Origin of the sequence: Streptomyces sp. NPDC002734, assembly GCF_040295685.1 — a bacterium.
GTDB lineage: Bacteria > Actinomycetota > Actinomycetes > Streptomycetales > Streptomycetaceae > Streptomyces.
In genome coordinates this window covers 312,710-336,986 of the sequence record NZ_JBEOVU010000003.1, presented here as the reverse complement: position 1 = coordinate 336,986, position 24,277 = coordinate 312,710, and the positions used below count along the sequence as shown (strand labels likewise).

The window sequence follows — 24,277 nt, the reverse complement described above, 5'->3', positions numbered from 1 at the left end:
CGCCGGGACTTCTTCGTCTCGGCGGGTTGACTCATGTATAGGAGTCGTGCACTCTTCATATCGTCACTCCTATACATGAGTGACGGAGTCGAACACTTCTAGAGGAGTGATCTTCGTGCGTCAGATCCCCGTGGACACCACCAACGCGACCGTGATGGTCGCCAAGGCCCCGCAGCCCAAGGTCAAGGACCGCCGGACCGGTGAGATCGCCACCGACAAGGACGGCGTCACGCTGATGACCGTGGAGGTCATGTTCTCCACGCCCGACGAGGTCGAGATCCTCAAGCTCACCGTCCCGCAGCCCGGCGTCTCCGAGGACCTGACCATGGGCACCCCGGTCGCGCTGACCGGCCTGGTCGCCTCGGCGTGGGAGAACGAGTTCAACGGCCAGAAGCGGCACGGGATCGCCTTCCGCGCGGTCGCGGTGACCTCGCTCGCCGCCGGCGCTTCTGCCTCGAAGGCGGCCTGAGTCATGACGTGGCTGTTAGTCGCCCTGGTGCTGGTCGTCGCCGCTGCAGGTCTCCTGCGGTGGCGGCGTCCCGCCTGGTACTGGCTGACCTTCGGGGTCACCCTCGCCGCGCTGCGGGTCCTGGTCCGCTACGGCTCGGTCATGGACGCCTGCGGCCTGACGGTCCCGGCCCCCCGCTGGCGGCTGTCCCTGGCCCGGATGACCAACCGGCCCGTTCCCGGTCCTCGTGCTCCGCGCATCCTGCGGGTGCGGGTGACCCGGACCGGCCTGGTGCTCCGGCTCAAGCTCCGCCCCGGTCAGGACGCCTTCGACGTGGCGGCCTCGTGTGATCGGCTGCGGCACTCGTTCGCCATGTACGGGGTCACCTCCCGTGAACTGCGCTCAGGTGTGGTCGAGCTGCGGATGACCGGCTACGACGTGCTCAAGCGGGTGCAGATGCCTGCCCTCGTCGACGCCCGACCGATGCGGGTCCCGGTCGCCCTGCGCGAGGACGGAGCCGTCCACTACCGCGACTACCGCACCGTGCCGCATGCGCTCACCCTCGGTGCCACGGAGTCCGGCAAGTCGGTCTACCAGCGCAACCTCGTGGCGGCGCTCGCCCCGCAACGGGTCGCCCTGGTCGGCATCGACTGCAAACAGGGCGTCGAGCTGTTCCCGCTGGCCCGCCGGTTCTCCGCGCTCGCCGACAACCCCGACACCGCCGCCGAACTCCTCGACGCGCTCGTGTCCCACATGCAGGACGTCTACCAGCTCATCCGGGCCGAGCAACGGATCACCGCCGACGTGCCGGACGCGGAGATCGCCGCCGACATCTGGGACCTCCCCGAAAACTTGCGGCCGGTGCCCATCGTGGTCCTGGTCGACGAGGTCGCCGAACTCGCCCTCTTCGCCAACAAGGAGGAGGAGAAGCGACGGGACCGGATCATCACCGCCCTGGCCCGGCTCGCCCAGCTCGGTCGTGCGGCCGGCATCTACCTGGAGATCTGCGGGCAGCGCTTCGGCTCGGAACTCGGCAAGGGCATCACCATGCTCCGCGCCCAGCTCACCGGCCGCACCGCGCACCGCGTCAACGACGAGTCCTCGGCAACCATGGCCTTCGGCGACATCGCCCCGGACGCCGTGCTGGCCGCAATCCAGATCCCCACCGACACCCCCGGCGTCGCCATCACCGGCGATTCGAGCGGCGGATGGGCCCGGATCCGCGCCCCGCACACCTCGCTGCGCCAAGCCGTGAACGCCTGCAACCGACACGCCGACCTGACCCCGGACGTCCCCGCCCTCGCGCCGTTCCGCCCGGCGCTCGGCACCCTCGCCCCGGTTCCGACCCCAGCAGACGAGTCGGCCCCGGCCGCCGCCTGACCTTCCCGGAGGTTCGCCATGCCCCGTTTGCCGCTGCGCGTGGATGCCGTCCTGGTCCAGGCCGTCATCGCCGGTGCACTGTCCTTCGCCCACCTGCACGACCTGGCCGCCGCTGCCGGACAAGACGGCTGGAAAGCCTGGGCCTACCCGGTCTCGGTGGACCTGCTCCTGGTCGCCGCCTGGCGTCAGCTGCGCTCGGACGGCCCATCCCGGTTGGCCTGGTGCTGGTTCCTGATCGCTCTCGTGGCCTCCCTCGGTGCCAACGTCGCCACCGCCGGACTCCTCGACCTCGACGACGTCCCGGACTGGCTGCGCATCCTCGTCGCCGCCTGGCCCGCCCTGGCCTTCATGGGCGGCACCCTCCTCGCCCACTCACCCACCGCCACGGAGCCGGAAGCGCCGGCACCCGCCGCCCCGACCCCGGAACCCGAGCCGGAAGTGGAGCGCGAACCGGTCGCCGCCACTGAGCCGGACCCGGTGCCCGAGCCCGTCGCGGTCCCGGCGCCCGAGGAGACCCCGGCCCTGCCCACCGCGGCACCCCGCCCGGCGGTGCCGGTCCCGGCCGCGCTGGTCGACCACGCCCGCAAGGTCGCCGCCGACCACCACGCCCGCACCGGTGCCCGGATCGACACCGACACCCTGCGCGCCCGCCTCGGCGTTCCGCCGCACCTGGCCGACGCCATAGCCGCCCAGCTCACCTGACCCGAAAGGAAACCCCTTCATGCCTGCCCGCGACTTCTTCCACTCCGTGCTGCGGATCGGCCCGGTGCAGATCGGCACCCACCGCGACCGCAACGGCCAGACCAAGCACGCCGCCGTGTGCAGCTCCGACGACTGCGGCTGGTCCGCCGACTACTCCAGCCAGTCCGCCGCCCAGCTCGCCGCCCGCACCCACCGCTGCAAAGTCCGCTAGGAGGCCAACCGCCATGGACGTCCCGCTCTGGCTCGCCCTGACCGTCGTCGGCGCACTCGGCATCAAGCTCATCCGCCCACCCTGGTGGCTCGTCGCAGTGCTCCTGCTGGGCGGCTACCTCCTCGCCGACAGCCTCCTCGCCCCGGCCATCGACACCGCCGTCAAGTAAGGAGATCCGCTCATGTTCCGGCCCAAGCTCCCGGCCATGCCCCAGCCCACCGGCCAGGTCACCCCGCCCGCGGTCGTCGTCGAGCCGACCACCATCACCCCGGGCACCCCGACCCCGCCGCCGGCATCCGCCGCCCCGGTCCCGGTCTCGACCCGGCCGACGGTCCAGCTCACCCCCGGCACCGCGCTCGCCCTCGTCGGCGGCGGTACCGCCGTGGTCCTGGTCGTCGGCACCGTCCTGGTCTCCATGCTCCTGGCGGTCGCCGTCACCGCGGCCTCGGTCGCCGTCTGCGCGGTCGTCCTGGGCTCGCTCCTCGCCTCCGACGCCAAGCGCCGCTGAACGGTCCTGGGGGCGACGCACAAGCCGCCAAGCACGCCGCCGCCACCAGGACCCTCACCTCACCAACCGCCATCGCTGAAGGGGAACGTCATGGATCTGCAGACAGCCGCCAGCCTGGTGCCGTTACTCGGCTGGGCCGTGCACGGGAGCCTCCTCACCCACCAGCTCTCCTCCGCCCGCCGCGACCCGCTCACCGGCCTGCACACCCGCGCCGGATGGACCATCCGCGCCGAACACCTCATCCGCCGGCACCCGGCTGCGGCCGTGCTCCTGGTCGACCTCGACCACTTCAAGACCCTCAACGACACCCACGGCCACGCCGCCGGGGACGCCGCCCTCGTCGCGACCGCCGACCGACTCCGGGCCTGGTGCGGACGCCACGGCATCGCAGGCCGTCTGGGCGGGGACGAGTTCGTCGCCGTCGTCCAGGACCTGGCCGTCGCCGACCTGGACGCGCTCACCGCCGCACTGCACCAGCCGCTGTCCTACGCCGGAACGTCGCTGCCGCTGGCCGCCTCGGTCGGCGCCTGCCGCCTCGCCGAGCTGCCGGTGCCTGCTCTGACGGATGCCCTCGCTACCGCCGACGCGGCCATGTACGCGGCCAAGGGCCGTAGCCGCCGGGGCGGCTTGCACGTCTCTCGCTGACCGGCCGCCGGGTGGCGCACAAGCCGCCAAAGCACGCCGCCACCCGGGGCCGTTCCTTCCAACCGCAATCGAAAGGAACCCCCATCATGGCCCAGCACACTCCGCCTGCGCCGAGGATCTGCCCGGCCTGTGACGGCATCGCCTCCGCCGCCGTCACCATCGGCGGCCGTGACGCACGCGGTCACCTGCGCATCATCACCGTCGACTGCCCGGCCTGCCGCGGTGCCGGCACCGTTCCCGTCCGCCGCGTCCAGGAGGGCATTCGTGCCTGAGACGCTGCTCGACCCGACCACCCTCGGCGACCTGCTGAGGGTGGCTTCGGCTTCCGACTTCCACCGCTGGGAAGAACAGATCCGCCGCACCGGCGGCTGCGCCGACCCGATCCACCTGACCGGCTGGGTGCTCCACAAGGACAAGACCAGCGGCGAGACCCTGCACCACTACTCCACCAAGACCGAACCGGGCGGACGGCTCCGCCTGGCCTGCGGCAACCGCCGCGCCTCCCGCTGCCCGTCCTGCGCCTGGACGTATGCGGGCGATACCTACCACCTCATCCGCGCCGGGCTCGCCGGTGACGACCGCCGGGACATCCCCGCCACCGTCCGCGACCATCCCCGCGTCTTCGCCACCCTCACCGCGCCCTCGTTCGGCCCGGTGCACAACCGGCCCGATCGCGGCGTCTGCCGCTGCGGCACCCACCACCAGGAGGACGATCCCGTCCTGGGCACCGCCCTCGACCCGGCAACGTACGACTACGCGGGCGCGGTGCTGTTCAACAACCACGCCGGGCAGCTCTGGCAGCGCTTCACCAACCGGCTCCGCCGCGAGATCGCCGCCCGCGCCGGCCTCACCCAACGAGAGCTGAAAGAGCGCGCCCGGCTGTCCTACGGCAAGGTCGCCGAGTTCCAGAAGCGTGGTGCCCTGCACTTCCATGCCGTGATCCGCCTCGACGGACCCGACGGCCCCAACACCCCGCCGCCGTCCTGGGCGACCGTCGACCTGCTCGCCGACGCGATCCGCGCCGCCGCCGCGCACTCCTACACCTCGGTCTCGGTCCCGGCCGCGGAGGACCAACCGGCCCGGACCTTCCGCTGGGGCACCCAGCTCGACGTCCGGCCGGTCAAGGCGTTCGGCGATGGCTCCGAGATCACCGAACAGGCCGTCGCCTCCTACGTCGCCAAGTACGCCACCAAGGCCGCCGAGAACACCGGCACCCTCGACCGCCGCATCGGGGAACTCTCCGAACTCGACCGGCACGGCGTGCCCGACCACACCCGCCGCCTGATCGAAGCCTGCAAGCAACTCGACCCGCTCTATCCGGACCGGCGGTTGTGGGCCTGGGCGCACATGCTCGGCTTCCGCGGTCACTTCTCCACCAAGTCCCGCCGCTACTCGACCACCCTCGGCGTCCTGCGCCAGGCGCGCGCCGACTACCGCGCCGCCCAGGAGCACGCCGCCCTCGGCCTGGACGACGTCGAGCCGGACACCGTCCTGATTCTCGCGGACTGGCAGTACGCCGACCACGGCCACACCCCCGGTGAATCCGTCCTCGCCGCCACCATCGCCCGCGGCCTCCAGCTCAATCGCGAAACCGCCCGCGAAGCCCTGCGCGACCAGCTCGCCAACGAAAGGCAGTGCTGACCATGGCCTCGGAGCTGCCGAACCGGTTCCTGACCCCTGAGGACCTGGTCGAGATGTTCGAGCTGCCCAGCGTCGAGACGGTCTATCAGTGGCGGCGCAAGCGCACCGGTCCCCGCGGCTTCCGCGTCGGCCGGCACCTCCGCTTCGACCCGTCCGACGTGCGGGCCTGGGTCGACTCGCAGATCGGGGAGGCCGCCTGATGGCCGGACATGTGCAGGACCGCTGGTACCGGACCGAGACCGGCCCGGACGGTAAGACCGTCAGGGTCAAGACCGACCGCCACGGCTCCGGCATGCGCTATCGGGCCCGGTACGTCGGCCCCGACGGCACGGAGAAGTCCAAGAGCTTCCCTGACCGGCAGAAGCGCCTCGCTGAGCAGTGGCTGACCGAGATCGCCTCGGACATGTCCCGCGGCCGGTACATCGACCCGCGTGCGGCTCGGATCACTTTCAAGGGCTATGCCGAGAAGTGGCTCAAGACGCACGGCATCGACCCGGCAAGTCAGGTGGTGGTGGAGCAGCGGTTACGCCTGCACGCGTTCCGGCTGATCGGCTCCCGGCCGCTGGACTCGTTCCGTCCGGAGCACATTCGGGGCCTGGTGGGCGCGTTGGAGAACGACCCGGCCGTGAGTGGCGGCTACGCGCGGAACATCTACGGCGACGTGAGGGCCGTCCTCAGTGCGGCTGTCGATGACGGGCTGTTGCCCCGGAACCCGTGCTCCGCGAAGTCCGTCCGTCCGCCGGCCACTGAGCAGCGCCGTGTCGTGCCCTGGCTGCCCGCCCAGGTCCGGGCGGTCCGTGCAGCACTCCCCCGGCGCTACCGGCCCATGGTGGACGTGGGCGCCGGGTGCGGGCTTCGTCAGGGCGAGATCGTGGGGCTGGCGGAGGATGCCCTCGACTTCGACGGCGGCCTCCTCCGCGTGGTCCGGCAGGTGAAGCTGATCCGGGGCAAGGCCGTGTTCGCTCCGCCGAAGTGCAACAAGGAGCGGGACGTCCCGTTGCCGCCGTCGGTGGCCGAGGCTCTGCGTGCTCACATGGACGCCTTCAAGCCGGTGGAGATCACTTTGCCCTGGCGCAAGCCGGACGGCCCCAGGGTGTCGGCCCGTCTCCTGTTCACCAACACCGCGGGCGGACTCGTCTGGCGGAGCAACTTCAACATCCAGGAGTGGAAGCCCGCCCTCGCGTCGGCCGGACTGATCCCGGAAGCCGGGGAGGACGGTAAGCACCAGTCCGCTCGGGAGCACGGCATGCACGCGCTGAGGCACTTCTACGCCTCGCTGCTCCTGGACGCCGGCGAGAGCATCAAGGCCGTGAGCGAGTACCTGGGGCACGCCGACCCCGGGCTGACGCTGCGGGTGTACGCGCACCTCATGCCGTCCAGCCAGGAACGCACACAGAAAGCCATCGATGAAGCCCTTTTGTGAAATTGATCGAAAGATCTTCAGCTTTGGCAATTTCCTCACCGCGAATGCGCGATGAATACGCTGTTGCGACGCATTCCCATCGGGGTTCACGGTTCGGGCGCAATAACGCCGGCGAGGCGGTTTACTAGATCCCCAGAGCTCATCACGGACCTTTTCTCGTGCAGTGGGTCAAAGCTTTGTGTCGCACGGACATCCATCCAGGATGTCGGGCACGGGCCCGCCCCACGGAAAGAAGCCCGATGAAGAAGTTCTGGCGCCGTTTGGCGGAAAATGGTGCAGCGGTTAACAAGTGGGTCCGGAGACGGCTCGCGCTCACACGCGCCGGTAAGAACTACGGCCGTGTGAAGCGTCTGGTCTGGGAAGTGGCCGTGGCTGTAGCTACAGCCATCGCCCTTCTGCCCCTCACCGGCTCACACGGCCGCTAGTCCGCGTGGGGTCCCTGATGCTTTGGCGGGCGGAGGGGACCCCCTTCACATCGGGACGGATCTTCCGTAACAGATCTAGATCCCGAACGACGCACCCGAAGTGCGTCGATGTATCTACCCTAGCGTCGCACAAATCTCGTGTCACATACTTACGAAGACTCGCGGACACTTTTTTAGGGTGGTACAACCCTGAAAATAACGCTTCCCACGGACCTAAAAATTAGCTGACAGAGATCACGCCGAGGGTGCCAACGACTTCCTGTAGATCCCACAAGGGGGTCGTGGCCCCGCTGCGTGCCCACTACCGCGGCAACGACCAGGCCGTCGCCTCGCCGCACACACCGCAGCTCTTCCCCTTGGCGCGGGCCGCGTCCGCCAAGCCCTGCTTCAGCCCGCACAGCGCTACGGCTCATACAGAGGTGAGCGAACCCGCACCGCACCGACGGCCCAGGGACGGCCCAGAAGGGCATTGCCTCCCTCGCACCTGAGGCAAAAGCGCAGCTAGAAGACCTAGGAGCGCTGAAGCGCGGTGAGTTCTCCGGGCTTAGGCATGGCTGTACCAGTGTGGCAGATCGAAAAGGGTGACCCGTCGGCCCACCGGGGCCGGTCACGGTGACGCCGGTCTCGCCCTGCCCGGGTCACGCGGGACGGGCCGGCGGGGCGCGAGGAACGGCGAAGCCCCGCTTCGCGCCCCGGACGGGGCGGCGGAGCGGGGCTTCGGTGGAACGGTTCCGCGGCGGGGTCGGCTGCGGTCAGCTGCCGACGAAGATCTCCAGGAGGAGCCAGACCACGGGGGCCGTGGGGAGGAGGGAGTCCAGGCGGTCCATGATGCCGCCGTGGCCCGGCAGCAGCGCGCCCATGTCCTTGATGCCCAGGTCCCGCTTGATCATCGACTCGCCGAGGTCGCCCAGCGTGGCGCTGATCGCGACGGCCGCGCCCAGCAGCAGGCCCTGCCACCAGGCACCGTCGTCCACCAGCAGCGTCATGCAGAGCACGCCCGCGACCATGGAGAAGCCGATCGCGCCGAGCAGGCCCTCGCGGGTCTTGCCGGGGCTGATCCTCGGCGCCAGCTTGTGGGTGCCGAACCGCCAGCCCACCGCGTAGGCGCCCGTGTCGCTGACGATGGTCAGCAGGACGAAGGTGAGCACCCGCTGCGGACCGTCGTCGGCGGTCAGCATGAGGGAGACGAAGGTCGCCAGGAACGGCACGTAGAACGTGGCGAACAGGCCGGCCGTGACGTCCCGCAGGTAGTCCTGCGGCGGGGAGGTCATCCGCCACACCATCACCGCCAGCGCGGTGAACGCCGTGGCCACCCAGGCGCCCTCGGGGCCCGCCGCGTACCCGGCGATCACCATCGCCGCGCCGCCGGCGATCAGCGGCACCTGCGGCGCCTTGATCCCCTTGCGCTCGGCGAGCCGTGAGGTGAGCTCCCACAGACCGACGGCCACCGCGGCCACCACGACCCCGACGAAGACGGCCTTCACGACGAAGAGCGCGACCAGGACGACGGCGCCGAGTCCGACGCCGACCCCTATCGCCGCACCGAGGTCGCGTCCCGCGCTCTTCTTCTTCCGCTGCCGCGGTTCCTCGGGCCCGTGCGGGGCGGCCGGGGGCGGCTGGGAGGCGTCGGACATGGGCTCCTGCGGCTTCTCGCTGACGACGGGCATGGGGCGGGTGTGCTGGACGGCGTCACCCTGCGGCACGAATGCCCCGTGCTCCGCGATCACATGCCCCGCGGTGCTCCGACGCGCGGCCCCGTGCTGTGCGGGGACGACACCCTCCTGCGCGGGCGCGCCGAACGGCTGCCCGTAGGCGCCGTACGGCCCGGACGCCACGGGGACGTCCTGCGCCACCGGCGCCGCATACGACTCGTGCGGCGCGTGCGCCGCATGCGCATCGTACGCCGGACCCGTCGGAACAGCTCCCTGGACGGGGCCGCCGGGCGGTCCATACCTCTGCTCGTGCTCGGACGGCCACCCGTGTCCTGCCTGCGGCGGCGCCCCCCAGGAAGAGTCGTTCATCAGACTTCGAGCAGCTCCGCTTCCTTGTGCTTGAGCAGCTCGTCGACCTGGGCGACGTACTTGGCGGTGGTGTCGTCCAGCTCCTTCTCGGCGCGACGGCCCTCGTCCTCGCCGACCTCGCCGTCCTTCACCAGCTTGTCGATGGCGTCCTTGGCCTTGCGGCGCACGGAACGGATCGAGACCTTGGCGTCCTCACCCTTGGTCTTCGCGACCTTGATGTAGTCGCGACGGCGCTCCTCGGTCAGCTCGGGGAACGTCACGCGGATGATGTTGCCGTCGTTGCTCGGGTTCACGCCGAGGTCGGAGTCCCGGATCGCCTGCTCGATGTTGCGCAGCGCGCTCTTGTCGAACGGGGTCACCACGGCCATGCGCGGCTCCGGCACGGAGAACGAGGCCAGCTGGTTGATCGGCGTCAGCGCGCCGTAGTAGTCGGCCACGATCTTGTTGAACATCGCCGGGTGCGCACGGCCGGTGCGGATCGCGGCGAAGTCCTCCTTGGCGACCACGACGGCCTTCTCCATCTTCTCCTCGGCCTCGAGGAGGGTCTCTTCGATCACCACTTGCTCCTGCGTGTCTTGAAGTAGGCCCGTCCGCCACTCCTGTGCGCGCCGGCGGACGGTTGCGTCGCGTCTTCTTCCTGCACGGTTCCGGACCGGCAGGACATTGTCCATCCCCCGGCCGGGACGTCGCCCGGACCAGGGACCTCACCCGGCACGGCCGGGCGAGGTTCGCCGGTCAGTCCCGGCCGCCCGCGTCGCCCACGAGCGTGCCGATCTTCTCACCATTGACGGCCCTGGCGATATTGCCCGCCGACAGCAGTTCGAAGACGAGGATCGGCAGGTCGTTGTCGCGGCACAGCGTGATGGCGGTCATGTCGGCGACCTTGAGGTCGCGGGTGATGACCTCGCCGTAGCTCAGCGCGTCGTACTTGACCGCGGACGGGTTGGTGCGGGGGTCGGAGTCGTAGACCCCGTCGACGCCGTTCTTGCCCATCAGCAGGGCCTCGGCGTCGATCTCCAGTGCGCGCTGGGCCGCGGTGGTGTCGGTGGAGAAGTAGGGCATGCCCATACCGGCGCCGAAGATGACCACACGGCCCTTCTCCAAGTGCCGCACGGCGCGCAGGGGGATGTAGGGCTCGGCGACCTGGCCCATGGTGATCGCCGTCTGGACACGCGAGTCGATGCCCTCCTTCTCCAGGAAGTCCTGGAGGGCGAGGCAGTTCATCACCGTGCCGAGCATGCCCATGTAGTCGGATCGGGCGCGGTCCATGCCGCGCTGCTGCAGCTCCGCGCCGCGGAAGAAGTTGCCGCCACCGATGACGACGGCGATCTCCGCACCGTCCCGGACCACGGCGGCGATCTCGCGCGCGATGGCGTGCACCACGTCCGGGTCGACGCCGAGTCCGCCACCGCCGGCGAACGCCTCGCCGGACAGCTTCAGCAGATACCGGCCGCGTACATTGCCGTCGTCGCTCTTCTCGGCCTTCGTGGTCATGGGGACTCTCACTTCGTTTGCAGTGCACACACACGAAGAAGGCCATTGCCGGTGGGGTGTGATTCGCATCCCATGCGGCAATGGCCTCCCTCGTCAGATCTGTTGTCGCCCGCCACGCGCGAGTGCGCGGCGGCGTACCCGGACGACTGCTTCCGACCTTAGCGGTCGGATGCGCCGATCACGGTACTGACTCAGATGCCGACCTTGATGCGCGCGAAGCGCTTCAGGGTGACACCGGCCTCGTCCAGGACCTTCTGGACGGACTTCTTGTTGTCCAGCGCGTACGGCTGGCCCAGCAGGGTGGCGTCCTTGAAGAAGCCGTTGACACGACCCTCGACGATCTTGGCGATCGCGGCCTCGGGCTTGCCCTCGGCGCGGGTGGTCTCCTCGGCGATGCGGCGCTCCTTGTCGACGACGTCGGCCGGGACGTCCTCCTTGGAGAGCCACTGCGGCGCGAACGCGGCGATGTGCTGGGCGATGCCCTTCGCGACCTCGGCGTTCTCCTTGTCGAGCTCGACGAGGACACCGATCTGCGGGGGCAGGTCCGGCATGGTGCGGTGCATGTACGCCAGGACGTAGCCGTCCTTGAACTGGGCGAAGCGGTCCAGGACGATCTTCTCGCCCAGGTTCGCGTTGGCCTCGTCCACGAACGCCTGGACGGTCTTGCCGGCCTCGATCTCGGAGGCGAGCAGGGCGTCGATGTCCGCCGGGGAGGTCTTCACGATGTGCTCGGCGATGGCATTGGCCACGGCCTGGAACTTCTCGCCCTTGGCGACGAAGTCCGTCTCGCACTTCAGCTCGACGATGACGCCGGCGGAGTTGTCGTCGGCGATGATCTCGACGACGGCGCCGTTCTCGGCGGAACGGCCCTCGCGCTTGGCGACGCCCTTCTGGCCCTTGATGCGGAGCGCCTCGACGGCCGCGTCCACGTCGCCGCTGGCCTCGTCGAGGGCCTTCTTGCAGTCCATCATGCCGGCGCCGGTGAGCTCACGCAGCTTCTTGACGTCGGCGGCGGTGTAGTTCGCCATGTCTGTGCTTCTCTTCTCGGAGTACGAGTGCGAATGGAAGATCTACGGCCCGGACGGCACGGTCGCGGATCCGGCACGGTCGTGGATCCGGCGGAGCCGGGGTTCCGACGCGGTGCGGATCGACCGACACGGCGGGCGGCGCGGAGGGCGCCGCCCGCCGTGTGGTCACACGATCAGCCGTACGGGCATCGCCGCCCCGGACCTCACGGTCCGGGGACCGGGTGTCAGGCCTGCTCGCCCTCGGCGGGCTTCTCGGCCTCGGCGGCGGGCGCCTCCTCGGCCGCGGGGGCCTCGGCGGCGGGGGCCTCGGGGGCCTCGGCCGGCTTCTCGGCGTCAGCCGGCTTCTCGGCCTCGGCGTCGGCGTCGGCGTCGGTCTTCTTGTCGCCCTCGAGCAGGTCGCGCTCCCACTCGGCCAGCGGCTCGCCGGCGGCCTTCTCGCCCTTGTTCTCGGCGGCGCCGGAACGGGACATCAGGCCCTCCGCCACGGCGTCGGCGATCACGCGGGTGAGCAGGGTGACGGAGCGGATCGCGTCGTCGTTGCCCGGGATCTTGTAGTCGACCTCGTCGGGGTCGCAGTTGGTGTCGAGGATGGCGACGACCGGGATGTTGAGCTTCCGGGCCTCGCCGACCGCGATGTGCTCCTTCTTGGTGTCCACGATCCAGACGGCGCTGGGCACCTTCTGCATCTCGCGGATACCGCCGAGGGTCTTCTCCAGCTTGGCCTTCTCGCGGGAGAGGACCAGGAGCTCCTTCTTGGTCAGACCCGACGCGGCGACGTCCTCGAAGTCGATCTGCTCGAGCTCCTTGAGGCGCTGCAGACGCTTGTAGACGGTCGAGAAGTTGGTGAGCATGCCGCCCAGCCAGCGCTGGTTGACGTAAGGCATGCCGACACGGGTCGCCTGCTCGGCGATGGCCTCCTGCGCCTGCTTCTTCGTGCCGACGAACATGACCGTGCCGCCGTGGGCGACGGTCTCCTTGACGAACTCGTAGGCGCGGTCGATGTACGACAGCGACTGGAGCAGGTCGATGATGTAGATGCCGTTGCGCTCGGTGAAGATGAAGCGCTTCATCTTCGGGTTCCAGCGACGGGTCTGGTGACCGAAGTGGACGCCGCTTTCCAGCAGCTCCCGCATCGTGACGACGGCCATGGCCGTTCTCCTTGAGATTCTCGGTTGTGCCGCGGACACCGGACGGCATCCGCGCCTGACGCCCGCGTACGACGCCCTGCCACAAAGGACCGAGGGGCGCCGACCCAGGCCACCGGCTTGCGCCGGGGCCCTCATCGAGGCGTGCGAAGTCGACCCGGTGACCCGGATCGCCGTAGAAAGTGTACGGGACTGCCGGGGCCCCGAGTGACGCCGCCGTCCACAACCGGCAGGTAGTCCACAGGCCGGGGCGGACACCGGCCGTTTTCCGGGACGGTTCCGGCATGCGAGAGATGCGACGTGAAGCGCGGGATCCCCGGAACCACCAGGCCAGGAACCGGCGGCGGAGGAGCGGCTGGACCCTCGCGGTGCTGGCCGGGGCGGTACTGGGGGCGGCTGCCGCGCCCGAGCCACCCGTGCCCGGGCCTGGGCCTTCTGGGCCCTCGGCGCCTGCTGTGCCCTCGGCGCCTTCTGGGCCTGCTGGGCCTGCTGGGCCTTCGGCGGAGGTGCCGCGGATCGCCCGGAACTGGCCGATCGGAGTGCGCCCCTCGGTGCTACGGGGGTGGGAGCCGCCGGCCTCGGCGTACGGGCGCGGGCACCGGGGCGTGGACCTGGCGGCCGGGGTCGGGGCGGAGGTCAGGTCGGTGGCGGCGGGACGGGTGTCGTTCGCGGGACGGGTGGCGGGGCGGGGGGTGGTGTCCGTGGAACTCACCGGTACGGGGGATCCGCCGTTGCGGACCACGTTCCAGCCGGTGAGCCCGGGGGTCCGCCGGGGCGACGGGGTGGGGGCCGGTTCCGTGCTGGGGGGCCTGGCCGCGGGCGACCACTGCGGGGGCGCGGTCTGCCTCCACTGGGGCCTGCGCCGTGGCCCCGCCTACCTCGACCCCCTCACCCTCCTCCCGCTCCACCTCCTCACGCCCCTCCCACCCCGGCTCCTCCCGGTACCGCCAGGTCTGCCGCTTCCGCAGCGGTGGCCATAGCAGGGGGCGCCACTGAGTGCGTCACGACGTCGCTCTGCCATCCCCAGCGGGCAATCCTGCCGCTGGGGCGGCACGGGTGGGCGCCGGCGCCCACGTCCCCACAGGACGGTGCGCTTCACGACGCGTAAGCCCTCCGGGAAGGGGGCGGCGGGTAGGGCGAGTAGGAGGGACAAGCCGGTGCTGCCGGCCGGGCTCGCTCCTGCGCCGTGCTGCGCCGGGGGCCCGTCCGTACCGTGCCGCCGGCCTACGCCGGGGGGGCGAACCGCTCGCCGCGGAGGCGCGCCGCCCTGCCCGCAGGACGGCGGGGTCGCCCGCAGGGCGGCGCGGGGTCGGGTCAGGTCGTGGGGGTGGTGAGGGCGCCGTGGAGGGCCATGTGGACGGCGGCCTCGGTGATGTCCGCGGGGTCCTCGGCCGCACCGAGCTCGATCCGCCGCACCGCCGCGTCGACGACCCCCTGCAACAGCATCGCCGCCATCCGCGGCTGCTCGTGCCCCAGGTCCCGCAACGCGCCGCCCAGCATCGCGACAAGGCCGCCGTGCGCGGCACGGATCTTCTCCCGGGCCCCCTGGTCCAGCTCCCCGGCGGAGATGGCGACCACGGCCCGGTGCCGCCGGTCCCCCACCAGCGACAGCTGCTGCCGCACGTAGGCCTCGACCTTCGCGGCCGGCCCGTCCGCCGCGGCCATCGCCGCCTCGACCTCAGCGGCCCAGACCGGGAAGTCGACCGCGCACAGCTCCTCGACCACGGCGCCCCGCGAACGGAAGTACTCGTAGACGGACGACCGCGCCAGCCCCGTCCGCTCGGCGAGCGCGGGGAAGGTCAGCGCCTCCGTACCGCCCTCGGACAACAGGGACCGTGCAGCGTCCAGCAGTGCGGCTCGCTGCATCGACCGGTGCTCGGCCACGGAGGCCGCTCGAATCCTTGGCACGTCACCACTCTACGGAGCCACGCCGCGGAACGTGTCAGCGCCCGAAACTCGCCAGCTTCGCCCGCAGCTGCAGCACCGACTTGGTGTGGATCTGGCTGACCCGGCTCTCCGTCACCCCGAGCACGTTGCCGATCTCCGCGAGGGTCAGTCCCTCGTAGTAGTAGAGCGTGACCACCGTCTTCTCACGGTCCGGCAGCATGTTGATGGCGCGGGCGAGCAGCCGCCGCAGCTCCCGGTCCTCGGCCACCTCGACGGGGTCGTCGGCGGCGGTGTCCTCGAGGGTCTCCATCAGGCTCATCCGGCCGCCCCCCTCACCGCCCCCGTGCAACACCTCCTCCAGGGCGACCACGTTGGCCAGCGAGAGCTGGCTGAACACCGCGTGCAGCTCCTCGACGGTGACGTCCATCTCGTCGGCCACCTCGGCCTCGGTGGGCGTCCGCCGCAGCCGCGCCTCAAGGGTGGCGTAGGCGCGCTCCACGTTCCGCGCCTTCTGCCGCACCGAGCGCGGGATCCAGTCCAGCGCCCGGAGTTCGTCGATCATCGCGCCGCGGATCCGGGTGATCGCGTACGTCTCGAACTTGATCTCGCGTTCGACGTCGAACTTCTCGATCGCGTCGATCAGCCCGAAGACGCCCGAGGAGACGAAGTCGGCCTGCTCGACGTTGGACGGCAGCCCCACGCTCACCCGGCCGGCGACGTACTTGACGAGGGGCGAGTAGTGCAGGATGAGCTGCTCCCGCAGCCGCTCGTCCCCGGTCGCCTTGTAGGTCCGCCACAGCTCGTCGACGGTCGAGGGAGCGGGAGGCCGCACTCTGCCCCGGGCCGCGGGGGTGACCGCCGCCGCCCGGTCGGGCCCGGAGGTGTGCTGGGGCATTCGTCGCCTTGTGCCGTTCTGCCGTGGTACCGGTCGCGCGCTCCGGCGCACCGGAGCGCCGGGGAACTTCGTGAGCGTAGCGCGACTGGAGCATCGCAGTCCGTGAAGGACGAACCGGGACCGATCCGCAGATACGTTCCTCTACGCCCCGTCCGCCGGCCCTGCGAAGCCCCGGGGCTCACCGCGTGTGACCACCCGGAAGGCCCAACTCCGGGACGTCGCAAGGGCGTCGGGACCACCCGGACGGCCGAGCGGTCACCTCATGGCGGCCCCGCGCCGCCCCGCGCCGAGATCACCGCATGGCGTGTCAACTGCCATCCGTCGCCGTGTCGTTCGACATGACCCAGCGAGCGGAGCTCGTAGAGCCTGGCCACCGCGTCGTCGGGGGTGGTCACCGCCTCCCGGGCGATCACCTCCACCGGGACCGGCCCCCGGGCGGGCAGGGCGTCCAGCACACGGCGGACGTCGGCCCCCAGCAGGTCACGCGGCAGCAGCGGCCCCTCGGGAACCTCTTCCAGCTCCCCGATCGAGCCGACGAGTTCGACGATCTCGGCCGCGTCGGTCACCAGCGCGGCCTCCTCCCGCAGCAACTGGTGCACTCCGGTGGAGAGCCCGCTGGTGACGGGACCGGGCACGCCCATGGTGAACCGGCCGAGCCGGCGGGCCGCCCGGGCCGTGGACAGGGACCCGCTGCGCCGCGCGGCCTCGACGACCACCGTGCCCCGGGTGAGCGCGGCGATGACCCGGTTGCGCAGCACGAACCGGGACGGCGTGGGGTGGTCGCCCGGCGGCAGCTCGCCGATCACCAGGCCCTGTTCGGCGATCCGGCTGATCAGTCGGGCGTGCCCGCGCGGGTAGGCCCGGTCCACGCCGCAGGCCAGCACGGCCACCGTGGCGCCGCCCGCGCCGAGCGCGCCCCGGTGCGCCGCCCCGTCGATCCCGTAGGCCCCGCCGGAGACGACCACCCAGCCCCGTTCCGCGAGCTCGGCGGCCAGCCCGGCCGACACATGGGCGCCGTACTCGGTACAGGCCCGCGCACCCACGACCGCCACCGACCGCAGCGCCCACATCCGCAGGCTGGGCCGTCCGCGGATCCAGAGGCCGACCGGACGGGCGTCGCCCAGGTCGTCGAGCTGGGTGGGCCACTCCGCCTCGCCGGGCACCACGAACCTGGCGCCGCTGTCCGCGGCCGCGGCGAGGTCGCGCGCGGGGTCGGCGGCGGCCGCCCGGGCGCACAGCCCCGACCACCGGGTGGCGCGCACCCCGGCGAGCGGCCGCCCGCCCTCCCGCAGCCGCCGCACCAGCGCCACGGGGCCGAGCTCCCGCAGCCACCGGCCGCCCACCTCGTCCCCGGGCTCCAGCACCCGCGTCAGCAGGGCCCGCGCCCACTTCGCCTCCGGCCCCGGCCCAGTCACCCCCTCGACGCGCGAGCCCGACAGGCCAGGCGACTCCCCGCCCCGCGGACCCTCCGGGGCGGGCGGCGTCTCCCCGCACGCCGGCTCCTCCCCCACAGGCCCCACGGCAACGCCTGGGGTTGCCGACGCGACCCGCACGGCGACGCCCTCGGTCGCCGCCGTCGGCCCCGCGACAGTGGCCCCCGGCAGCCGAGGCGGCACCTCCACCCCTTCCAGGGCGAGCTGCCCTCCACCGCCCGGCACCGCCCGGCCGTCGTCCGGTGCGCGCGCCGCCTCCCCGTTCACACCAGCTCCCCGATCGTGGTCGCGGCGCCCAGCGGGCATCCGGTGCGCAGCTCCAGGGCGAAGGCGACGTCGTGGGCGTCCGGGCGGTCGTGGCCCACCAGGTCGGCCACCGTCCAGGCCACCCGGAGCACCCGGTCCAGGCCCCGCGCGGTGAGCGTGCCGCGCTCCAGGAGACGCTCCGCGCGCTCCATGGCGCCGGGGGCCGCTCTCCAGCGGCCGCGCAGTTCCCGGCCGGGCACCTCGCCGTTGGTGCGCCACGGCGTGCCGTCGAGCCGCGTCGCCGTGCGCTCACGGGCGGCCAGCACCCGGGCCGCGACGGTCGCCGAGGACTCCCCGCTGCGCCCCCGCCCGGCCAGCTCCGCCCGCGTCACCGGCTCCACCCGCACCCGCAGGTCGACCCGGTCCAGCAGGGGCCCGGAGATCCGCGCCTGGTAGCGCCGCACCGCGTGCGGGGAGCACTCGCAGCTGTCGTCGGTCCGGGAGAACCGCCCGCAGGGGCACGGGTTGGCCGCCAGCACCATCAGGCATTTGGCCGGAAACCGCACCACGCCCTCGCTCCGGGCGATCACCACATGGCCCGACTCCAACGGCTGCCGCAGCGCGTCCAGGGCCGCCCGGCTGAATTCCGGCGTCTCGTCGAGGAAGAGGACGCCCCGGTGGGCCAGCGAGACGGCGCCGGGTCTGGCCGTGCCCTTCCCGCCGCCCACCAGCGCCTGCATGGTGGCCGAGTGGTGCGGGGCGCAGTAGGGCGGCCGGTCGATCAGCGGGCGGCCCGGCGGCAGCAGCCCGGCCACCGAGTGGACGGCGGTGACCTCCAGGGACTCCTGCCGCCCCAGCGGCGGCAGGAGCGTGGGCAGACGTTCGGCCAGCATGGTCTTGCCGGTGCCCGGCGGCCCGGAGAGGAACAGGTGGTGGCCGCCCGCCGCGGCGACCTCCAGGGCGGCCCGCGCCCGCAGGCCTCCCGCGACGTCCGCGAGGTCGTGCCCCTGCTCGGAGAAGGCGCCGCCGGGCACTCCGACGGCCGCGGCGGCTCCCGGCAGCCGCAGGCCGGCCAGCATCGCGTCGGGGCGGCCCTGCGCCACCGGTTCCTCCTCGGGCACCGGCGCGTCCGTCAGGACGGCGATCAGCTGGCGCAGGCTGCGGACCCCGAGCACCGACACCCCGGGCACCAGGGACGCCTCCGCCGCCGCGCACTCGGGCACCACCACCTGCTGGTAGCCCGCCTCAGCGGCGGCCAGCACCACCGGGAGGACGCCGCGCACCGGCCGCACCCGGCCGTCCAGCCCCAGCTCGCCGATCATCACCAGATCGGCCAGCGTCTTCGGGTCGATCAGCTCCGCCGCGCCCAGCACGGCGCAGGCGACGGCCAGGTCGAACCCGCTGCCTCCCTTGGGCACCGAGGCGGGGCTGAGGCCGACGGTGAGCTTCTTCTGCGGCCACGCGGCGCCCGAGTTGATCACCGCTGCCCGCACCCGGTCACGGCTCTCACTGAGGCTCTTGTCGGGCAGGCCCACCAGCGTGAAGGCGGCCACCCCCGGTTCCAGGTCGGCCTGCACCTCGACCACCACGCCCTCGGCGCCCACCAGCGCCACCGAGCAGGTACGCGCGAAGCCCATCTCAGGCCACCCCCCGCACGTGCTCGACCTGGGGCGCTCCGCGCCGGGGCAGCAGCACGCCGACCACGTCGATACGCACCCCGCCCGGCGGAGCGCCGCCGTGCTCCTGCACCCACCGCTCGGCGAGGCCGCGCAGCCGGGCGGCCTTGGCGGGCGTCACGGCGGCCATCGGATGCTCGAAGGCCGCCCGCCCCTCCGCCGGGGCGCGGCGCGTCTTCACCTCGCAGACCACCACCGCGTCGCCGTCCCGCGCGACGATGTCGATCTCTCCGGTCCGGCCGCCCCGCCAGTTGCGGTCCAGCACCGTCATGCCGGCCTCGGTCAGCCGGCGTGCGGCGAGCTCCTCGCCCCAGGCCCCGAGCGCACCACGCGCCCCTGTGCCGCGGTCGCCTCCCGGGCCGCTCCCCGTCGGCCCGCCTGCCGGGACCGCCCCGGGGGCCGTCCCGGCGGCCGTCCGTCGGTCTTCGTCCCGTCCACCTCGTGCACCGTGTCCACTTCGAGCGCCCATCCGGCACCACCTCCGGCACCCACGGTGGTCCTTCGTCCCGCACCGTGTGGATCTTGGTGGATGAACGGCCCTTCGACGACAGAAGCCTCACCCTTTCGAGTGAGGCTTCTTGGCCGCTTGCGGCGGTTTTCCACAGGTCAGCCGCCCGGGAGCTCCAGATCCGTCTTGTTGAGCTCCTCGATGTTCACGTCCTTGAACGTCAAGACCCGTACCTTCTTGACGAAGCGGGCCGGCCGGTACATGTCCCACACCCAGGCGTCGGCCATGGTGACCTCGAAGAACACCTCGCCCTGGACGGAGTGAACCTGCATGTCGTAGTCGTTGGTGAGGTAGAACCGGCGCTCGGTCTCGATCACGTAGGTGAACAGTCCGACGACGTCTCGGTACTCCCGGTAGAGCTTCAGCTCCATCTCGGTCTCGTACTTCTCGAGGTCCTCGGCGCTCATGGCATGTTCCCCTTCAGCCGTGCGATCCCACCATTGTGCGTCAGTCCCACGAGCCCCTGGGCGATTTCCGGCTCAGGGGTCTCCGGCCCGGCAGGGGGACCGTCGTCGAGCGGCCTGCGCGGCAGCCCGGCGAGTCCCGTGGGATACACCGTCTCATGCGACCGCCCGAGTTCCCCACACGTCCACCACCGCGCTCGCGCGAAAGTCGCACGCTCCAGGACGATCCCGGTCGTATCGACCCTGACCAGGCAGGACCGCCGGGCATCGCCCGGCGGGCGCCCCGTCCGCGCGCAAGCGCGGGACGCGGTCGTCGCGGCCAGGAGGGACCACCACCCGCACCACGGCTCGGGGCGCGGGCGGAGGGTCAGCCACCCTCAGCCACGGGCCGGGGGCGTCCCCCGCCTTCGGGTCAGCAGGCCCGCCACCGGCCCGTAGGCGGCCCCCGCGAAGATCATCAGCGCTCCCACCGTCACCAGGGTCACCTGGGTCGTCAGCGGCCCCGCCGGGGTGGGTTCGTCGCCGAGCACCCGGAAGCCGGTGGCGGGCTCCAGCATCCCCTTCATCGGCCACACCACGGCGTCCACCCGTCCCCTGACCGCGCTGCGGGCGACCGTGCCCCCGCCCTTCTCCATGAGGTGGGCGGTGGAGTCGAGGGAGCCGCTGCGGTCGTCGCCCAGCAGGAACAGCCTGCCCTTGGGCACGGTGACCTCGGAGAAGGAGGCCGTCGCCGCGAACGGGTCGTCGCGGGTGTAGGGCTCGTCGATCCGCTCGCCGTTCACCTTGAGCCCGCCGTCGGAACAGCAGGCCACGGTGTCACCGCCGACCGCGACGACCCTCTTCACCAGGGGAGCGTCCGCCCACGACTTCTGCTCGAAGACCACGACGTCGCCGCGCCGCACCTCGGAGCCGTCCACCCGCTGGGCGAGCACCCGGTCGCCGGCGCCGATGGTGGGGTGCATGGACAGGGTGGGGACGGTGAACGGCACGTACATCAGCGCGGCCCAGCCGAAGCCGCCGAGGAACAGCAGCGTGCCCAGCGCGACCACCAGGCCGGAAAGCCGCTGGCCCAGCCGGCTGCCGGCCGGGGTGCCGCTCGGGGCGACGGCGCCCTCGCCGCTGATCGCCGCGGCCGTGTCGGTCCTGCTCTCACTGCCCATGGCCCCGCACCCTACCCGGCGGTACGGCGCCTGGTCAGCCCCTGTCGACCGGCTTCGCACACGGTCTCCTCACACCCGACGACCCGCGCACCGGCCCGGGAACACGTCACCGAGCCGGGCCGACCGGCAGTGCACCGGCGGCCCGGGAAGGGGCACCGCCACGGCGAACCGCCCGCCCGCCGGTCCCGGGAAGGGTCACCGCCCGGCGAACCGCCCGCCCGCCGGTCCCGGAACGGGTCACGGCCCGTCCCTCCGCGGGCGGAGGAGCGGGCCGTGACGGCGTCGAGGCGCGGGACGGCGGGGCGAAAGGCCCTGCCTACTTGTTCAGCGCGGGCTGGTCGAAGGTCTCCGGCACCGGCAGGGTGCCCCAGCGGTCGATGGGCCACGCCTTCACCACGGCGCGCCCGACGACGTCGTCGACCGGGACCATGCCGTTGTGGGCGTCCTCCTGGTTGTAGCGGGAGTCCTTGCTGTTCTGGCGGTGGTCGCCCATCACCCACAGGTAGCCCTTGGGCACCTTGACCTTGAACTGTCCGGCGTCGTCGTCGCTGCACGGGGTGTTGCCCGGGAAGACGTACGGCTCGTCGAGCGCGACGCCGTTGACGACGACCTTGCCGGTGCCGCGGCACTCGACGGTGTCCCCGCCGACACCGATCACGCGCTTGATCAGGTCCCGCTCCTCGGAGGAGGGCATCAGACCGACCCAGGTGAGCACCTTCTGGAAGGCGTTGGGCTCCTCCACCGGCTGGCCCGCGAGCCAGTTGTCCGGGTCGTGGAAGACGATGACCTCGCCGCGCTCGGGCTCCGCGCCGAACCACGGGGTGAGCTTGTCCACCAGGACCCGGTCACCGCGCTGGAGCGTGTTCTGCATGGAGTCCGAGGGGATGGAGAACGCCTGCAGCAGGAACGTCTTGATCACCAGGGCGAGAACCAGCGCGATCACGACCAGCAGTGGCAGTTCCTTCCAGAACGACCGCACCTGCTGGTTCGAGGAGCCGCGCCGCGACCCGTGGCCGCCGTCCTCCTCCGGAGCCCCGCCGGAACCCTCGGGGTCACTGCCGTGCGTCACGTCCTCACCTTCCTGCGGGCCGGCTTCGGGAGACCGCCCCCGCCATCCGTCGCCGCCACCGGAGCGTGCGCCAACCGCCGCATCCCCCACACCGAACTCCTCACTCCGTACCGCCGCCCGCCCGCTGCCCGGCGCGGGCCCACCACTCCCTTAACGAGCGGGAGTTCCCCAGGGCTCGGTGGTCCCGGAAATCCGTCCACCACCTCGGCCGACCCGCCTGCCCGGGTGCTGCCACCCTATGCGAGCCGGGCCGCCCGGCGGCTACCCCCCGTCGTCGCCGGACCCCGCGGAACCCGATGACGCCGCCGAACCCGACGACCCCGCCGGGACCGGTGACCCCGCCGAGCCCGGTGGCCCTCCCGGCCCCGGGACGGAGGTGAAGGTCTCCGGCTTGGTCAGGCGCCCCCAGTGGCCCAGCGGCCAGGCCACCGCGACCGCCCGGCCCACCACGAGGTCCTCCGCGACGGCCCCGCCGTACGGTCCGTCGCGGTGCTCGCGGGAGTCCGCCGAACGCGACCGGTGGTCGCCCATCACCCACAAGGTCCCCTCGGGGACCGTCACCTCGAACGGCATCGCGGACGGATCGTCACCCGGATGGAGGTAGTCCTCGTCGAGCGGAGTGCCGTTCACGGTCATCCTGCCCTCGGCGTCGCAGCACATCACGTGGTCGCCGCCGACCCCCACCACACGCTTGATCAGGTCCTGTTCGTCGGCCGACGGCAGCACGCCCACGAAGGCGAGCCCTTCCTTGATCCGCCGGGTGACCGCCGACTCGTCGGCGAGCGCGGCGACCTCCTCGTGCCCCAGCCAGCCGCCCGGGTCGCGGAAGACCACCACGTCACCCCGCTCGGGCTTCGACCCGAACCACGGGGACAGCTTGTCCACGATCACCCGGTCCCCGATCCGGATCGTCTGCTCCATCGAGCCGGAGGGGATCACGAACGCCTGGAACAGGAAGGTCTTCAGCAGCAGCGCGATCAGCAGCGCGACCCCGCCCAGCAGGGGTATCTCCTTCAGCAGCGCCCGCCGGCGACGGCGCTGCACCCGGCGGCGCAGTCTGCGCCGTTCGGCGCGCCCCGGCGGGGGCCCGGCGGCCTCCGGCCCCTCCCCCGCTCCCCGTGTGCGTCCCCGCCTACCCATGGGCCCCCTCCGCCTCGGGCACGCCGGCATAGGCGCCGGACGGTTCGATCCGCGTCCACCGGCCGGCCGGCCAGAGGATCCAGTCGGCCCGCCCGGTGACGTCCTCCACGGGCACCATGCCCCCGCCCGGCGAGCCCAGGTGGTCCCGGGAGTCGCGGGAGGCGGCACGGTGGTCGCCGAGCAGGAAGAGTCTCCCGGCGGGCACCACCACGTCGAACGGCACCGCCGACGGGGCGTCGCCGGCCAGGAACGGCGACTCGTCCACCGCGCGCCCGTTGATCCGCAGCCGGCCGTCCCGGTCGCAGCAGACCACGCGGTCGCCGCCCACCCCGGCAACCCGCTTGACGAAGTACCCGTCGCCGAACCGCTCGCCGCCCTCGAAGACCACCACGTCCCCGCGGGCCGGTCCGTCGCCGAAGCGGTAGGCCAGCTTGTTCACCAGGACCCGGTCACCGGCCTCCAGGGCGGGCCGCATGGAGGAGCTGGGGATCCGGAAGGGCTGGGCGACGAACAACGTGACCGCCAGGAGGAAGACCAGGCAGGCCCCCAGGGTCAGCGTGAGACTCCCGCCGGGCAGCCAGTCGCGGAACCCGCCGCGCCCCTCCGCGTCGCCGCCCTCGTCACCGTCCCCGGCGTCCGGCGCGTCCCGCCCCGGTCCCCGGGAAACAGCGAAGCGCGACCGCGCCTCCCCGTCCTGCGGCCGAGGAGAGTCCTCGGACGCGGGCGGGAAGGAGCGGTCGCGCTCCTGGTGCTGAGCTTCGGTGTCCATAGGGGGCAGATGCTATCCG

General features: G+C 72.1%; 26 protein-coding genes and 1 pseudogene. 12 read left to right on the top strand and 15 right to left on the bottom strand.

What is annotated here, in order from left to right; all coding sequences use genetic code 11:
• The first annotated feature begins 115 nt into the window (after positions 1-115).
• The 11 genes from ABT026_RS04870 (at position 116) to ABT026_RS04820 (ending at position 6,958) form a co-directional block, all read left to right on the top strand.
• Positions 116-469 carry an SCO3933 family regulatory protein gene (locus ABT026_RS04870; RefSeq protein ID WP_351112165.1) on the top strand — a complete coding sequence of 118 codons (354 nt, stop codon included), beginning with the start codon at positions 116-118 and terminating at the stop codon, positions 467-469.
• Between the two features lie 3 nt (positions 470-472).
• Positions 473-1,828, top strand: coding sequence for an FtsK/SpoIIIE domain-containing protein (locus ABT026_RS04865; protein WP_351112163.1), 1,356 nt, complete (start codon positions 473-475; stop codon positions 1,826-1,828).
• Between the two features lie 18 nt (positions 1,829-1,846).
• Entirely contained in the window at positions 1,847-2,530 is a 684-nt protein-coding gene (locus ABT026_RS04860; RefSeq protein WP_351112161.1) for a DUF2637 domain-containing protein, read from the top strand.
• Positions 2,531-2,549: 19 nt separating this feature from the next.
• A complete protein-coding gene (locus ABT026_RS04855) occupies positions 2,550-2,741 on the top strand; it encodes a mobile element transfer protein (RefSeq protein WP_151775491.1) in 192 nt (63 codons plus the stop codon).
• A gap of 13 nt (positions 2,742-2,754) precedes the next feature.
• Positions 2,755-2,910 (top strand): hypothetical protein, encoded by a 156-nt coding sequence (locus ABT026_RS04850; protein WP_351112159.1) that lies wholly within the window; start codon positions 2,755-2,757, stop codon positions 2,908-2,910.
• A 12-nt stretch (positions 2,911-2,922) separates the two neighbouring features.
• Positions 2,923-3,249 (top strand): SpdD-like protein, encoded by a 327-nt coding sequence (locus ABT026_RS04845; protein ID WP_351112157.1) that lies wholly within the window; start codon positions 2,923-2,925, stop codon positions 3,247-3,249.
• A 90-nt stretch (positions 3,250-3,339) separates the two neighbouring features.
• Entirely contained in the window at positions 3,340-3,894 is a 555-nt protein-coding gene (locus ABT026_RS04840; RefSeq protein ID WP_351112155.1) for a GGDEF domain-containing protein, read from the top strand.
• Between the two features lie 86 nt (positions 3,895-3,980).
• Positions 3,981-4,166, top strand: a complete 186-nt coding sequence (locus tag ABT026_RS04835) for a hypothetical protein (RefSeq protein ID WP_351112153.1) — start codon at positions 3,981-3,983, stop codon at positions 4,164-4,166.
• Complete coding sequence (repSA, locus tag ABT026_RS04830) at positions 4,159-5,535, top strand: replication initiator protein RepSA (RefSeq protein WP_351112151.1); 1,377 nt, start codon at positions 4,159-4,161, stop codon at positions 5,533-5,535. The genes ABT026_RS04835 and repSA overlap by 8 nt, the downstream gene beginning before the upstream one ends.
• A 2-nt stretch (positions 5,536-5,537) precedes the next feature.
• On the top strand, positions 5,538-5,735 hold the full coding sequence (locus ABT026_RS04825) for a helix-turn-helix transcriptional regulator (RefSeq protein ID WP_351112208.1): 198 nt from the start codon (positions 5,538-5,540) through the stop codon (positions 5,733-5,735).
• A complete protein-coding gene (locus ABT026_RS04820) occupies positions 5,735-6,958 on the top strand; it encodes a tyrosine-type recombinase/integrase (protein WP_351112149.1) in 1,224 nt (407 codons plus the stop codon). The genes ABT026_RS04825 and ABT026_RS04820 overlap by 1 nt, the downstream gene beginning before the upstream one ends.
• Before the next feature lie 1,177 nt (positions 6,959-8,135).
• Here the strand turns inward: ABT026_RS04820 and ABT026_RS04815 are convergent.
• The 5 genes from ABT026_RS04815 to rpsB all read right to left on the bottom strand — a co-directional run bounded on the left by ABT026_RS04815 (position 8,136) and on the right by rpsB (position 13,074).
• Entirely contained in the window at positions 8,136-9,404 is a 1,269-nt protein-coding gene (locus tag ABT026_RS04815) for a phosphatidate cytidylyltransferase (RefSeq protein WP_351112147.1), read from the bottom strand.
• A complete protein-coding gene (gene frr, locus ABT026_RS04810) occupies positions 9,404-9,961 on the bottom strand; it encodes a ribosome recycling factor (RefSeq protein WP_166020979.1) in 558 nt (185 codons plus the stop codon). Before frr ends, ABT026_RS04815 begins: the two co-directional genes overlap by 1 nt.
• Positions 9,962-10,139: 178 nt before the next feature.
• Positions 10,140-10,898: a UMP kinase gene (gene pyrH / locus ABT026_RS04805; RefSeq protein ID WP_351112145.1), complete on the bottom strand. Its 759-nt coding sequence runs from the start codon at positions 10,896-10,898 to the stop codon at positions 10,140-10,142.
• 191 nt (positions 10,899-11,089) lie between these two features.
• Positions 11,090-11,926: a translation elongation factor Ts gene (gene tsf / locus ABT026_RS04800; protein WP_351112143.1), complete on the bottom strand. Its 837-nt coding sequence runs from the start codon at positions 11,924-11,926 to the stop codon at positions 11,090-11,092.
• Between the two features lie 224 nt (positions 11,927-12,150).
• Entirely contained in the window at positions 12,151-13,074 is a 924-nt protein-coding gene (gene rpsB / locus ABT026_RS04795) for a 30S ribosomal protein S2 (protein ID WP_351112141.1), read from the bottom strand.
• A 281-nt stretch (positions 13,075-13,355) separates the two neighbouring features.
• Here rpsB and ABT026_RS04790 point away from each other — a divergent pair, with 281 nt between their 5' ends.
• Positions 13,356-14,051, top strand: coding sequence for a peptidoglycan DD-metalloendopeptidase family protein (locus ABT026_RS04790; protein WP_502967899.1), 696 nt, complete (start codon positions 13,356-13,358; stop codon positions 14,049-14,051).
• Between the two features lie 334 nt (positions 14,052-14,385).
• Here the strand turns inward: ABT026_RS04790 and ABT026_RS04785 are convergent, their stop codons facing one another.
• The 10 genes and pseudogenes from ABT026_RS04785 to lepB (ABT026_RS04735) all read right to left on the bottom strand — a co-directional run bounded on the left by ABT026_RS04785 (position 14,386) and on the right by lepB (ABT026_RS04735) (position 24,258).
• Positions 14,386-14,955 (bottom strand): TetR/AcrR family transcriptional regulator, encoded by a 570-nt coding sequence (locus ABT026_RS04785; protein ID WP_351112206.1) that lies wholly within the window; start codon positions 14,953-14,955, stop codon positions 14,386-14,388.
• 58 nt (positions 14,956-15,013) lie between these two features.
• Positions 15,014-15,853, bottom strand: a complete 840-nt coding sequence (gene whiG / locus ABT026_RS04780) for an RNA polymerase sigma factor WhiG (protein WP_351112137.1) — start codon at positions 15,851-15,853, stop codon at positions 15,014-15,016.
• A gap of 260 nt (positions 15,854-16,113) precedes the next feature.
• Positions 16,114-17,268, bottom strand: coding sequence for a DNA-processing protein DprA (gene dprA, locus ABT026_RS04775; RefSeq protein WP_351112135.1), 1,155 nt, complete (start codon positions 17,266-17,268; stop codon positions 16,114-16,116).
• A gap of 281 nt (positions 17,269-17,549) precedes the next feature.
• Positions 17,550-19,169, bottom strand: a complete 1,620-nt coding sequence (locus ABT026_RS04770) for a YifB family Mg chelatase-like AAA ATPase (RefSeq protein ID WP_351112133.1) — start codon at positions 19,167-19,169, stop codon at positions 17,550-17,552.
• A 1-nt stretch (position 19,170) separates the two neighbouring features.
• Positions 19,171-19,677 carry a YraN family protein gene (locus tag ABT026_RS32135; protein ID WP_502967898.1) on the bottom strand — a complete coding sequence of 169 codons (507 nt, stop codon included), beginning with the start codon at positions 19,675-19,677 and terminating at the stop codon, positions 19,171-19,173.
• A gap of 137 nt (positions 19,678-19,814) precedes the next feature.
• Positions 19,815-20,123 (bottom strand): DUF2469 domain-containing protein, encoded by a 309-nt coding sequence (locus ABT026_RS04760; RefSeq protein WP_108954178.1) that lies wholly within the window; start codon positions 20,121-20,123, stop codon positions 19,815-19,817.
• Between the two features lie 374 nt (positions 20,124-20,497).
• Positions 20,498-21,280 carry a signal peptidase I gene (gene lepB / locus ABT026_RS04750; protein ID WP_351112131.1) on the bottom strand — a complete coding sequence of 261 codons (783 nt, stop codon included), beginning with the start codon at positions 21,278-21,280 and terminating at the stop codon, positions 20,498-20,500.
• Between the two features lie 316 nt (positions 21,281-21,596).
• Entirely contained in the window at positions 21,597-22,439 is an 843-nt protein-coding gene (gene lepB / locus ABT026_RS04745) for a signal peptidase I (protein ID WP_351112129.1), read from the bottom strand.
• Positions 22,354-23,489, bottom strand: a pseudogene (gene lepB, locus ABT026_RS04740) (signal peptidase I). Before lepB (ABT026_RS04740) ends, lepB (ABT026_RS04745) begins: the two are co-directional and overlap by 86 nt.
• On the bottom strand, positions 23,482-24,258 hold the full coding sequence (gene lepB / locus ABT026_RS04735; RefSeq protein ID WP_351112127.1) for a signal peptidase I: 777 nt from the start codon (positions 24,256-24,258) through the stop codon (positions 23,482-23,484). The pseudogene lepB (ABT026_RS04740) and the gene lepB (ABT026_RS04735) overlap by 8 nt, the downstream one beginning before the upstream one ends.
• Positions 24,259-24,277: the final 19 nt, after the last annotated feature.